Raw genomic sequence first — 12,994 nt, 5'->3', positions numbered from 1 at the left:
GCGGGCTCACCCGGCCGGGCGGCCTCGGCGGGACGGCCCGCGCCCGGACGCACCCCGGCGCCGCCGTAGGGGGCGCTGGGCGGCCTGCGGTTGCCGGGCTTGGGGGCGGGCCTGGGTTCGGCGGGCGGTTCCTTGCGGGACTCCGCGCCGTCCTCCTGCGCGAACTCGCGCACGGGCTCGGGCCTGACGTCGCCGTCGGTCGTGCCGGCGGCGGGGGCGGAGTCGGCCTTCTTGCCCGCGCCGGGACCGGTGGCTCCGCTTCCGGCGGGCTTCTTGGCCGGCGTGCCGGGCGAGGCCTTGGCCGCGTCCCGGCTGGAGGCGGCCGCGGCGGCCTTGCCCGCGGCGGAGTCGTCGGGGGAGTTCTCGGCTGGGTCGGCGGGCTTGCCGGCCGCCTTCGCGCCCGTCGCCGGTCTCACCGGCTTCCTGGCCGGTTTCGCCGCGGGTTTCGCCGGTTCGGCCGGCCGCTGGGCCGGGATCGCGTCGCCGGTCTGCGGCCCCGCCGGTTCGGCGCCGGTCGACGGGGACGGCTTCTCGGCGGGGGATTCGGCCGGGGCGTCGTCAGGGCGTGCGGAAGGGGATTTCTTGGGGTGTTTGGTCGGGGTCGTCGGGAGGTCGGGGTCGGTGGCCTCGAAGGCCTCCGGGGGCACCGCCGACGGTTTGGGCACGCCGTTGGCCCGGCCGGAACGCTGCGGGGAGGGCGGCGACGGCCAGCCGGAGGCGTCGACGGGACGGGGCGCGGCCTGCTCGGTCGCCGCGCGGCGCAGCAGGCGGGCGGTCTCGTCGTAGCCGGGGCGGGTCGCCGGGTCCTTCTCCAGGAGGCGGTCGAGGACGGGACGCAGCGGTCCGGCGTTCTTGGCGGGGTCGGGCGGCTCGGTCAGCACGGCGTGCATGGTCGCCATGGCCATGCCCTTGTCGTGGGGCGGGCGGCCCTCGACGGCGGCGTAGAGGGTGGCGCCGAGCGACCACAGGTCGGACTCGCGCTGGGCCGGGCCGCCGCGCAACCGCTCGGGCGCGATGAAGGCGGGGGTGCCGACCAGGCCGGTGCGGGTCATCGTCGAGTCGGTCTCGACCCGCGCGATGCCGAAGTCGGTCAGCACCACGCGTCCGTCGTCGGCGAGCAGCACGTTCTCGGGCTTCACGTCACGGTGTAACACGCCCTGCGCGTGGGCGGCCCGGAGCGCGTCGAGGATCTGCAGCCCGATCTCGGTGGCCCGCTTGGGCGTCAGCGGCCCGTCCTGCCGGATCACCTGTCCCAGCGACCGCGACTCGACGAGCTGCATGATGATCCAGGGCCGCCCGTCCTCCTCGATCACGTCGTGGACGACGACCACATTCGGATGGGTCAGCCGCCCGGCGGCGCGCGCCTCACGCATGGTCCGGCGGTTCAGCTCGGGCAGCTCGTCGCCCATCGCGCTGTCGTACCGGACCTCCTTCACCGCCACGGCGCGGTCGAGCAGCTCGTCATGGGCCCGCCACACGATGCCCATGCCGCCCCGGCCGATGGGTTCTATCAAGTGGTACCGGCCCCCGACGAGTCGGCCTTCCGCGTTCGTCATCCCCACCCCTTCCAGAACCCATGAATCGTCCCATGGATGGCAAAGGGATCAAACGCGAGCAGTACTGCCCTGGTAATCTCACGACATGTCCGTACGGATCGCGGATCTGACCATCGGAGAAGGGCGGCCGGTCGCGGTCCTCGGGGGTCCGCTGCTCGTCGAGTTGTCGCCTTCGGTGGAACTCGACGCCCTCGCCGGTCCCGCCGTCGCGGTCGTCGTCGACGACCTGACGCTCGTCCGGGCCGCCGCCCGGCTCGCCCTGCCGGTGATCATCAGACGACCACGCGAGGCGTCGCTGATGGAGTGGCTGACCGCCGCCGACCGCTGCGAGGCCGAGGGGAACGCCTCGGTCGTGCTCTGCGAGGCGGTGCCCGACCTGGCGCTGGTGAAGGCCGCCCGCGCGGAGTCGGGGCGGCCGGTGATCGTCGACCTGGGGAAGGACGCCGCGCTCGCCGGGGCCGCCGTCGCGGCGGGCGCCGACGGGCTCCTGCTCCATCCCGGCGCGCCGCCCGAGGTCGTCGACGCCGCCGTGGAGGACGCCCGGCTGATCGGCGCCGTGGTGCGTCCCGAGGCGCCGGAGGACCTGCCTCAGGCCCGCGCGGCGATCGACCGGACCGACGCCGCCCTCGCCGTCATCCTGGAGCGCCGTGCCGAGCTGGCCGGGGCGATCCAGCGGCTCAAGCCCGTCGGCGGCTTCGCCGGGCGCGACCCCGAACGGGAGCGCAGGGTGGTCGCCGCGATGGCGCAGCGCGCGCCGCGCCTGGGCGAACCGGGCCTGCGGCCGATCATGGCGGCCGTCATTGAGGCGGGACTACACGCTGCTGAACGTGAGTGGCCGGCGCCCGCTTCGCGCTGACCAGCCGCCAGCCGCCCCAGATCCCGCCCGCCAGCACCGGGATCAGGTAGAACGCCAGCCGCTGGTCCTCGTCGGCGAACGGCATCAGCACCACCACCAGCCCCAGGAAGGCCAGCGTCAGCCAGTTCGTGTAGGGCGAGCCCGGCATCCGGAACGCGGGCCGGGGCAGCTCGCCGCGCATCCAGGCCTGGCGCAGCTTGATCTGGCAGTAGATCAGGGTGCCCCACGTGGTGACCGTCCCGAGGGAGGAGATCGCCACCGCGATGGTGAAGGCCCTTTCGGGGATGTACGAGTACACCGCCACCCCCACCACGTAGACCGAGGCCGTCATGAGGATGCCGCCCACCGGCACGTGCCGGGAGCTCAGCGACCGGGTGAACCGGGGGGCCTCGCCCCGCTGCCCCATCGAGCGCAGGATCCGCCCGGTGGAGTAGAGCCCGGAGTTGCACGACGACAACGCCGCCGTGATCACGATCAGGTTCATCACGTCGCCCGCCCAGGGCACCCCGAGCTGCGTGAACACCGTCACGAAGGGGGACTCGCCGGGGCCGTACGACGTCCACGGCAGCACCATGCCGAGCAGCAGCACCGACCCGACGTAGAAGATCGCGATGCGCCAGATGACGCTGTTGACGGCCTTCGGCAGCACCTTGTCGGGGTCCTTGGTCTCGCCGGCCGCGATGCCGACGAGCTCGATGGCGGCGTACGCGAAGACCACCGACTGGAGGCTCATGAATACGGGCCCGAACCCCAGCGGGAAGAACCCGCCGTGGGAGACCAGGTTCGCAGGCGAGGCGCCCTCGATCGAGAAGATCACCAGGTAGAGCCCGACGATCAGGAACGTCACGATCGCGACCACCTTGAGCAGCGCGAACCAGAACTCCATCTCGCCGAAGGCCTTGACCGACGCCAGGTTCACGATCAGCACCACCCCCAGCGCGATCAGCGCGGTGAGCCAGCGCGGGAAGTCGGGCGCCCACAGGTGCACGTAGATCGCGATGGCCGTCAGCTCCGCGATGCCCGTGGCGGCCCAGTTGACCCAGTACATCCAGCCGCTGGCGAACCCGGCCCAGGGGCCGACGAACTCGGTGGCGTAGGAGACGAAGGAGCCGGAGGTGGGCCGGTAGCTGACCAGCTCGCCGAGGGCCCGCATGACGAAGAAGGCGGCGATCCCGGCGATCGCGTACGAGATCACCAGGGCCGGTCCGGCGGCGGCGAAGCGGCCTCCGGAGCCGAGGAACAGGCCCACGCCGATGGCGCCGCCGATGGCGATCATCTGGACCTGGCGTTTGCCGAGGGCGTGCGAGTACCCCTCGTCGAGATTGGTCTTCTCCACCTTTTCCCCCCGGAAGATCTCTTCCGCGACCGTATTCGTGCGGGGAGGTGATCACGCGTAGGCTCTACCTCCATCGGTCGGAAGATGGGGGTCTCATGGGCGATTCGTTTGTGCATCTGCACGTCCACACCGAGTACTCGATGCTCGACGGTGCGGCCCGGCTGAAGCAGATGTTCAAACTGGTGGGCGAGCAGGGCATGCCCGCCATCGCGATCACCGACCACGGCAACATGCACGGCGCCTTCGACTTCTACAAGCAGGCGACCGGGGCCGGCGTCAAGCCGATCATCGGCATCGAGGCCTACGTCGCCCCCGACACCCGCTTCAACAAGAAGCCGGTCCTGTGGGGCGAGCCCCACCAGAAGAGCGACGACGTCTCGGCGGGTGGTTTCTACACCCACATGACGATCTGGGCCCGCAACCGCGCCGGCCTCCACAACCTGATGAAGTTGTCCTCGCGCGCCTACACCGAGGGTTTCCACCGCAAATGGGCCCGCATGGACGCCGAGATCCTGGCCGAGCACTCCGAGGGCCTGATGGCCACCACCGGCTGCCCGTCGGGCGAGGTGCAGACCCGGCTCCGCCTGGGCCAGTACGACGAGGCCGTCAAGGCGGCGGCGAAATTTCAGGACATCTTCGGCAAGGACAACTACTTCCTGGAGATCATGGACCACGGGCTCGACATCGAGCGCCGCGTCCGCGACGGGCTGACCCGCATCTCCAAGGAGCTCGGCATCCCGCCGCTGGTCACCAACGACTCCCACTACACCTACGAGTCCGACGCCCAGTCCCACGACGCGCTCCTGTGCATCCAGACCGGCAAGCAGCTCTCCGACCCGGGCCGGTTCCGGTTCGACGGCAGCGGCTACTACATCAAGACCGCCGACGAGATGCGTGCCGTCGACTCCTCCGACCTGTGGCAGGAGGGGTGCCGCAACACCCTCCTGGTCGCCGAGAAGGTCGACCCCACCGGGTTCTTCCAGCACAAGAACCTGATGCCGACCTACCCCATCCCCGACGGGATGACCGAGGAGGAGTTCTTCCGCCAGGAGGTCTGGAAGGGCATGCACCGCCGCTTCCCCGGCGGCGTCGACGACGAGCACCGCGAGTGGGTCGAGAACGAGCTGCGCGTCATCGTCCAGATGGGCTTCCCGAGTTACTTCCTCGTGGTCGCCGACTTCATCATGTGGGCCAAGAACAACGGCATCCGGGTCGGCCCCGGCCGTGGCTCGGCGGCGGGCTCGCTCGTCGCCTACTCGCTGGGCATCACCGACCTCGACCCGATCCCGTTCGGCCTCTACTTCGAGCGGTTCCTCAACCCCGAGCGCGTCTCCATGCCCGACGTCGACATCGACTTCGACGAGCGCCGGCGCGCCGACGTCATCAGGTACGTCACCGAGAAGTGGGGCTCCGACAAGGTCGCCATGATCGCCACCTTCGGCACGATCAAGGCGAAAGCGGCCGTGAAGGACGCCGGCCGTGTCCTGGGCTACCCCTACGCGCTCGGCGACAAGGTCTCCAAGGCGTTCCCGCCCGCCGTGATGGGCAAGGACATCCCGCTCTCCGGCATCTTCGACAGCGACCACCCGCGCTACAACGAAGCCGGTGAGCTGCGCAAACTCTACGAAGAAGACGTCGACGTCAAGTCGACCATCGACCTCGGGCGCGGCCTTGAGGGCCTGATCCGGCAGACCGGCGTGCACGCCGCCGGCGTCATCATGTCGTCGGAGGTGCTGACCGACTACATCCCGATCATGCGCCGCGACTCCGACGGCGCGATCATCACGCAGTTCGACTACCCGACCTGCGAGACGCTCGGCCTGCTGAAGATGGACTTCCTCGGCCTGCGCAACCTGACGATCATCGACGACTGCCTGAAGATGGTCGAGCTCAACACCGGCAACAAGATCGAGCTGCTCGACCTGCCGCTCGACGACGCCAAGACCTACGAGCTGCTGGCCCGCGGCGACACCCTCGGCATCTTCCAGCTCGACGGCGGCGGCATGCGCACCCTCCTGCGGCTGATGCGCCCCGACAACTTCGAGGACATCTCCGCCGCCCTCGCGCTCTACCGCCCCGGCCCGATGGGCGCCAACTCCCACACCAACTACGCGCTGCGCAAGAACGGCCAGCAGGAGATCACCCCGATCCACAAGGAGCTCGAGGAGCCCCTGAAGGACATCCTGTCCACGACCTACGGCCTGATCGTCTACCAGGAGCAGGTCATGGCCATCGCCCAGCGCGTCGCGGGCTACTCGCTCGGCGGCGCCGACCTGCTCCGCCGTGCGATGGGCAAGAAGAAGAAGTCGGAACTCGACAAGCAGTACGAGTTCTTCGAGAAGGGCATGAAGGACAACGGCTTCTCCAAAGAGGCCATCAAGGCCCTGTGGGACATCCTGCTGCCGTTCTCCGACTACGCCTTCAACAAGGCCCACACCGCGGGATACGGCCTGGTCTCCTACTGGACGGCCTACCTGAAGGCCAACTACCGCGCCGAATACATGGCCGCCCTGCTCACGAGCGTGAAGGACGACAAGGACAAGTCGGCCCTCTACCTCAACGAGTGCCGCCACATGGGCATCAAGGTGCTGCCGCCCGACGTCAGCGACTCCGACTTCGACTTCACCCCGCGCGGCGCCGACATCCGGTTCGGCCTGTCGGCCATCCGCAACGTCGGCGGCAACGTCGTCGACGGCATCATCGCCGCCCGCAAGGAGAAGGGCCGCTTCACCGACTTCAAGGACTTCCTGCGCAAGGTCCCGGCCCAGGTCTGCAACAAGCGGGTCATCGAGTCGCTGATCAAGGCGGGGGCGTACGACTCGATGGGCCACGTCCGCAAGGGCCTGGTGATGATCCACGAGCAGGCCGTCGACGCGATCATCGACATCAAGAAGAACGAGGCCATCGGGCAGGACTCGCTGTTCGGCGCGGTCGACGGCGGGGAGGACCAGACCTTCGAGGTGACCATCCCCGAGGGCGAATGGGACAAGAACACCCTCCTGCAGTTCGAGCGCGAGATGCTCGGCCTGTACGTCTCCGACCACCCGCTCCTCGGCGTCGAGCACATCCTGTCGAGCGGCGCCGACTGCTCGATCACCGCCCTCCAGGACGACTCCCGGCCCGACGGCCAGATCGTCACGGTCGGCGGCATCCTCAGCGGCGTGCAGCGCAAGGTCACCAAGAAGGGCGACACCTGGGTCCTCACCCAGCTCGAAGACCTCGGCGGCTCGATCGAGGTGATGATCTTCCCCTCGGCCTACCAGCTCTGCGCCACGATCCTGGCCGAAGACGCGATCGTCTTCGTCAAGGGCCGCATCGACAAGCGCGAGGACGTCGCCAAGATCATCGCGATGGAGGTCACCCAGCCCGACCTGACGGTCGAGTCGGGCGGCCCGCTGGTGGTCAGCCTGGCGATGACCCGGGTCACCCCGCCGGTGGTCGGCCGCCTCAAGGAGGTGCTGACCACCCATCCCGGCACGACCGAGGTGCACCTCCAGGTCCACAACGGGCCGCGTACGACCGTGATGCGCCTCGACGACCGCCTTCGGGTCACCCCGAGCCCGGCCCTGATGGGCGACCTGAAACAGCTCCTCGGACCGGCCTGCCTGGGGGCGTAGCGTTACCTGGCGTTACGCTGTGTTAGGTTGACGTTAGGTTGACGCTGGTTCCCCCTGGTTGTCGAGCTGTTTCGGGGGGAGCGGCATGGCACGGGTCACGACGGCCGGTGGGCTGGCGGTCTGCGGCGCACTCGGCGGGGTCCTGGCGGCGGCGCTGGTCGCGCCGATCGTCGCCGGGGCCGGGGTGGCGAGCAACACGGCGGCCGGGACCATCACCAAGCTCCCGCCGCCGCCCCGCGAAGACCCGCTGCCCGAGGTGACCCGGCTGGTCGACCGGAACGGCCGCCAGTTCGCCCAGTTCTACTCCCAGAACCGGCAGTCGGTCACGATCGACCAGGTCTCCAAGCCGATGCGCGAGGCGATCGTAGCGATCGAGGACGCCCGCTTCTACGAGCACGCCGGCCTCGACGTGCGCGGCACCATCCGGGCGCTGATCGCCAACACCCAGGCCGGCGGCATCCGCCAGGGCGGGTCGTCGCTGACCCAGCAGCTCGTGAAGAACATCCTGGTCAACCGGGCCGAGTCGGAGAAGGAACGCGACTCCGCGCAGGTCCGCAGCATCCGCCGCAAGTTCACCGAGATGCGCTACGCGCTGGCGCTGGAGGAGAAGTACTCCAAGGACCAGATCCTGGAGCGCTACCTGAACATCGCCTACTTCGGCGCGGGCGCCTTCGGCGTCCAGGCGGCGGCCCGCCGGTTCTTCGGGGTGTCGGCGAAGGACCTCACCCTGGGCCAGGCGGCGGCCCTGGCGGGGGCGGTCCGCACGCCCTACTCGACCGACCCCGCGCGCGGCGAGGCGCAGCGCGAGAAACTCCAGCAGCGGCGCGACCTGGTACTCGACCGCATGGCCGAACTCGGCGAGATCACCCCCGCCGAGGCCGCCGCCGCCAAGTCGCAGGCCCTCGGGCTCAACATGCGCGCCGAACCCGGCGGCTGCGCCGAATCGGAGTACCCCTACTTCTGCGTGTACGTCCAGCACGAGATCCTCGCCAACCCCGCCTTCGGCCACTCCCGCGCCGACCGCGAACGCCGGCTCCAGCGGGGCGGCCTCACCCTGAAGACCACGCTCGACCCGGTCGCCCAGAAAGCGGCGGACAAGGCCATCGAGGCGCGCGTCGCGGCCGAGGACACCGAGGTGGCGGCCGAGGCGATGGTCGAGCCCGGAACGGGCGCCATCAGGGCGCTGGCGGCCAGCAAGCGCTACGGCAGCAACCCCGGCGGCAAGGTCATCGGCCCCAACACCACCTTCAACCTGGCCGCCGACACCGCCCACGGGGGCGGGATGGGCTTCCAGGCCGGCTCGACGTTCAAGATCTTCACGCTGGCGACCGCGCTGGCCAAGGGATGGAAGTTCGGCCAGGGCTTCGACACGCCCGGCGTGTTCGTCCCGTCGGAGGGCTTCACCGACTGCGCCGGCAAACCGGTCAACGATCCCAGCGCCAAGATCTACAACGCGTCCGGCGAGGGCAAGGGCGGCCCCTACAGCCTGGAGCTCGGCACGTGGAAGTCGTCCAACATCTTCTTCATGATGCTGGAGCGCGAGGTCGGCCTCTGCGACGTCATCCGGACCGCCAAGGCGCTCGGCATCCAGCGCGCCGACGGCGGGAAACTGTCGGAGGTCCCGACCTTCACCCTCGGCGTCAACGAGATGGACCCCCTGACGGTGGCGGCGGCCGTGGCCACGTTCGGGGCGCGCGGCAAGTACTGCAAGCCGATCGCCATCACCGAGATCGTCGAACGCGACGGGCGCCGGGTGGAGATCCCCCCGGCCTGCTCCGCGACCATCGACCCGGCGGTCGCCGACGCGGTGAACGACGTGTTGTCGGGCGTCTTCACCCAGGGCACGATGAAGGGCCAGTCGATCGGCCGCCCCGCCGCCGGGAAGACCGGCACCAACAACAACTACACGTCGGCGTGGTTCGCCGGGTACACCCCGAACCTGGCCGCCGCCGTGAGCGTGGGAGACATCCGGGGGTCGTACAAATACCCCCTGAACGGGGTCCGGATCGGCGACCAGACCTACGGCTCGGTCCAGGGCGCCTCGCTCCCGGGCCCGATCTGGGTCGACTCGATGCAGGGCGCCCTGCGCGACACCCCGGCGACCGAGTTCACGCCCCCGGACATGGGCCGCTTCGGCGGCGGCTTCACCCCGGGCCTGCGCGAGGCGATGGAGGCCGAACGCGGCCGCCGCGGCGATGTCGAATACGAGTACTGGTACGAGGACGAGAACGGCAACCTGTACCCGGAGGACGACTACTACCGGGGCGACCCCCGCGACGACTACTACCGAGGCAACGCGCGCGCCGACGGCGAGGGCCGCCGCCGCCGCGACTGATCACCGCGCCGGCAGGCGAACGGCCGTGACCCGCCAGGGTCACGGCCGTCGGGGTGGGTCAGACGTCGGCCCGGCGGATCTTCAGGCCGAGTGAGGTGAACTGGTCGAACGGGCGGTGGTAGCCGCGCTCGATGTGGTTCACGCCGCGCAGGGTGGAGGTGCCCTCGGCCACGGCCGCCGCCAGGACCGCCGAGAAGCCCGCGCGGATGTCGGGCAGGGTCACGTCGGCGCCGCGGAGCTTGGAGACGCCGCGCACGACCGCCGAGTGCTTGGCGTTGGTGTCGTGGTAGCGGCAGGCCGGGCCGCCGAGGCACTGGGAGAAGACCTCGATCTCGCAGCCCATCTTCTGCAGCGCCGGGACGTACACGAGGCGGTTCTCGAAGACCGTCTCGTGGAGCACCGACATGCCCTCGGCGCGGGTGAACAGGACCATGAGCGGCGTCTGCCAGTCGGTCATGAACCCGGGGTGGGTGTCGGTCTGCACGGCGGCGGCGCGCAGGCCGTCGGGGGCCGAGGCGGTCAGCCAGTCGTCTGTTATGTCGAACCGGGCGCCCATGCGGGCCAGGGTCGTGATCGCGGTGACCAGGCGGTCCTGCGGGCAGCCGTGGACGCGCACCTCGCCGCCCGTGACCAGGCCCGCGACGAGGTAGGAGAAGGCCTCGATGCGGTCGCCGGCCAGCCAGGTCGAGGCGCCGTGGAGTTTCTCGACGCCCTCGATGACGATGCGGCGGTCGGGGGACAACTCGATCATCGCGCCCATGCGCTGGAGGTAGAGCGCGAGCTCGACGACCTCGGGCTCCATGGCGGCGCCCTTGATGACCGTCTTGCCCTCGGCCAGGACGGCCGTCATCAGGATGGTCTCGGTCGCGCCGACGCTCGGGTAGGGGAGGGTGATGCGGGTGCCGTGGAGGCGGGAGGCCTTGGCGGTGATGCCGCTCTCGTCCTCGATGATCTCGGCGCCCATCGAGCGCAGCGCCTCGAGGTGGAAGTTGACCGGGCGGCGGCCGATGGGGTCGCCGCCGACCATCGGCACGAACGCCTCGCCGGCCAGGTGGAGGAGCGGGCCGAGCATCAGGATGGGGATGCGGTTGAGGCCGGTGTACTTCTCCGGGACCCTCGGCTCGATGACGCTGCCGCGTTCGAGGGTGATCTCGCCGTCGCCGATCTCGACGTGGATGCCCAGGGCCTCCAGCATGGCGGCGGTCAGGTGGACTTCGCCGACCTCGGGGGCGTTGTGCAGGGTGCTCGGGCCGTCGCCGAGCATGGCCGCGACCATGTGCTTGGACACGGCGTTCTTTGACCCTCGGACCTCGACGTCCCCCCGCAGCGGACCGGAGGGTTCGATGAGCCACGCTTGTTCGTTCACCCGCCAATGCTAACGGCGCGGCCGGCCTGGTCTAGGTAGGTACCATCGGGACGGTGCGGCCTGTGAAGTACTTCGGTGGGACGGTCCTGCTCCTCGCGGTGCTGGGGGTGCCCGCGGGATTCCTGTGGTCGTTCCTCGCGCCCCGCACCCGATACGTCCTCTACGAGGGCGTCTGGCGGGTGGCCGATCCGAACACCCAGGCGCTCATCGCGGCCGACGGCTACTTCGCGCTGATCACGGCGACCCTCGGGCTCGTCGCGGGGCTGGTCGCCTACCGGCGGGCGGGCGACGACGGGTTGCCGATCGTCCTGGGGCTGGGCGCCGGCGGGCTGGCCGGGTCGGCCGTCGCGTTCCTCGTCGGGTCGTCGATGGGGGGCGAGGTCGTCCGGGCCGCGACGTCGGCGGGGGAGTTCGCGACCCGGGACCTGCTGGGCCTGACGGCCAAGGGCGTGCTGGTGTTCTGGGCGGTGCTGGCGGCCGGGGTGTTCTGGGCGCGGGAGTTCGCGGTCACCTACCGGGAGCGGAAAGCGGCGGACGGGTCGATCCCGCCCCTGTGACCCGCTCGAAGGCGTGGCCGACCCGCAGGACGCCGAGGTCGTCCCAGGGGCGGCCGATGATCTGCACGCCCACCGGCAGGCCGTTGTCGGTGAACCCGCAGGGCACCGACAGGGCCGGCACGCCGAGCACGCTGATCAGGTAGCAGGAGCGCATCCAGGCCAGGTAGTCGGGCATCTGGAGGCCGTCGACGAAACGTACATAGGGATCTTCGACCGGGAACGGCGGGACCTGGCTGACCGGGGCGATCAGGTAGTCCCAGGTGCCGAAGAAGCCGTTCACGCGGTGCCAGAGGCGGGTGCGCAGCTTCTCCGCCGTCGCCAGGTCCTCTGCGGTGACCTCGCGGCCCCTTTCGACGTTCCAGCGCACGTTCTCGCCGACGCCCTCCAAGTCGCCGTAGGTGGCGGCGTACCACCAGGCGCGGTAGGTGCGGAAGGCCTCGTCGGCGCCCGCCAGGTTCAGGTCGGCGTGCTCGACGGTCGCGCCCAGGTCGCGGAAGACCTCGGCCGCCCGCGCGGTCACCCCGGCCGTCTCGGCGTCGACCGGGAGGCCGCCGAGGCTGGGGGAGAAGGCGATGCGCAACCGGCTGACGTCGGTCTCCAGGGAGCCGCCGAAGATCGACGCGTCCTCCCTGATCGACAGTGGCGAACTCGGGTCGGGGCCCGCGATGGCGGTCAGGAAGAGCGCCAGGTCCTGTACGGTCCGCGCCATCGGCCCCGACACCCCCAGGGTGAACCACGCGGCGGTCGTCGACTTCGACGGCACCCGCCCGGGTGTCGGCCGCAGCCCCACGACGTTGCAGAACGACGCCGGGTTGCGCAGCGAGCCGCCCATGTCGGAGCCGTCGGCCAGCGGGGTCATCCCGGCCGCGAGCGCCGCCGCCGCGCCGCCGCTCGACCCGCCCGCCGACCTGGTCAGGTCGTAGGGGTTGCGGGTGGCCCCGAAGACCTCGTTGACGGTGTGGGAGCCGGTGCCGAACTCGGGCGTGTTGGTCTTCCCGATCATCACCCCGCCCGCGTCGCGCACCCGGCGGACGATGAGGTCGTCGACGGTCGGGACGTGGTCGGCGAAGAGCGCCGACCCGAACGTGGTCCGGACGCCCTTGGTCGACACCAGGTCCTTGTGGGCGACCGGCAGTCCGTGCAGCGGCCCCTGCCACTCACCCCGGTCGAGCTCCCGGGCCCGGTCGAGGGCCTGCTCGGCGGTGACCGTCACGATCGCGTTGACCTGCGGGTTGACCGCCTCGATGCGGTCGAGATGAGCTTGGGTGACCTCGGCCGCGCCGATCTCCCGTGCACGCAGCAGGGCCGAGGTCTCCGACGCGGTGAGATAGTGCAGTTCCGTCACCGGCGTCACCTTATCCGAGCGGTGGC

At 70.5% G+C, this 12,994-nt stretch carries 8 protein-coding genes; 4 read left to right on the top strand and 4 right to left on the bottom strand.

The genetic code is table 11. The features are described from left to right. Positions 1-1,556: serine/threonine-protein kinase (locus GT755_RS05730; RefSeq protein WP_161478591.1), on the bottom strand; the 1,556-nt coding region annotated here is incomplete at its 3' end. A gap of 85 nt (positions 1,557-1,641) precedes the next feature. Between GT755_RS05730 and GT755_RS40960 the strand changes: the two genes are divergently transcribed. Beyond that, the gene (locus GT755_RS40960) at positions 1,642-2,412 is read left to right on the top strand and encodes a chorismate mutase (RefSeq protein WP_161478590.1); all 771 of its coding nucleotides are present in this window, start codon (positions 1,642-1,644) and stop codon (positions 2,410-2,412) included. Here GT755_RS40960 and GT755_RS05720 read toward each other — a convergent pair. Then, complete coding sequence (locus tag GT755_RS05720; RefSeq protein ID WP_328794184.1) at positions 2,354-3,748, bottom strand: amino acid permease; 1,395 nt, start codon at positions 3,746-3,748, stop codon at positions 2,354-2,356. The two genes, GT755_RS40960 and GT755_RS05720, sit on opposite strands and share 59 nt — an antisense overlap. Positions 3,749-3,843: 95 nt before the next feature. Here GT755_RS05720 and dnaE point away from each other — a divergent pair, with 95 nt between their 5' ends. Next, the gene (gene dnaE, locus GT755_RS05715; RefSeq protein ID WP_161478589.1) at positions 3,844-7,365 is read left to right on the top strand and encodes a DNA polymerase III subunit alpha; all 3,522 of its coding nucleotides are present in this window, start codon (positions 3,844-3,846) and stop codon (positions 7,363-7,365) included. Between the two features lie 85 nt (positions 7,366-7,450). Further along, positions 7,451-9,700 carry a transglycosylase domain-containing protein gene (locus GT755_RS05710; RefSeq protein ID WP_161478588.1) on the top strand — a complete coding sequence of 750 codons (2,250 nt, stop codon included), beginning with the start codon at positions 7,451-7,453 and terminating at the stop codon, positions 9,698-9,700. Between the two features lie 58 nt (positions 9,701-9,758). On the opposite strand, the gene murA is transcribed toward GT755_RS05710, so the two are convergent. Further along, a complete protein-coding gene (gene murA, locus GT755_RS05705) occupies positions 9,759-11,066 on the bottom strand; it encodes a UDP-N-acetylglucosamine 1-carboxyvinyltransferase (RefSeq protein WP_062432110.1) in 1,308 nt (435 codons plus the stop codon). Positions 11,067-11,119: 53 nt separating this feature from the next. Here murA and GT755_RS05700 point away from each other — a divergent pair, with 53 nt between their 5' ends. Further along, complete coding sequence (locus GT755_RS05700; RefSeq protein WP_161478587.1) at positions 11,120-11,623, top strand: hypothetical protein; 504 nt, start codon at positions 11,120-11,122, stop codon at positions 11,621-11,623. Here GT755_RS05700 and GT755_RS05695 read toward each other — a convergent pair. Continuing rightward, positions 11,574-12,968, bottom strand: a complete 1,395-nt coding sequence (locus GT755_RS05695) for an amidase (protein ID WP_161478586.1) — start codon at positions 12,966-12,968, stop codon at positions 11,574-11,576. The genes GT755_RS05700 and GT755_RS05695 overlap by 50 nt on opposite strands. Positions 12,969-12,994: the final 26 nt, after the last annotated feature.

This window comes from Herbidospora solisilvae (genome assembly GCF_009901565.1).
GTDB lineage: Bacteria > Actinomycetota > Actinomycetes > Streptosporangiales > Streptosporangiaceae > Herbidospora > Herbidospora solisilvae.
This window is presented reverse-complemented; position numbering and strand designations above follow the sequence as displayed.

What these genes read in the sequence shown, in the direction of transcription:
- GT755_RS40960 (WP_161478590.1), top strand. Translation starts at nt 1,642, where the DNA reads ATGTCCGTACGGATCGCGGATCTGACCATCGGAGAAGGGCGGCCGGTC.
- dnaE (WP_161478589.1), top strand. Translation starts at nt 3,844, where the DNA reads ATGGGCGATTCGTTTGTGCATCTGCACGTCCACACCGAGTACTCGATG.
- GT755_RS05710 (WP_161478588.1), top strand. Translation starts at nt 7,451, where the DNA reads ATGGCACGGGTCACGACGGCCGGTGGGCTGGCGGTCTGCGGCGCACTC.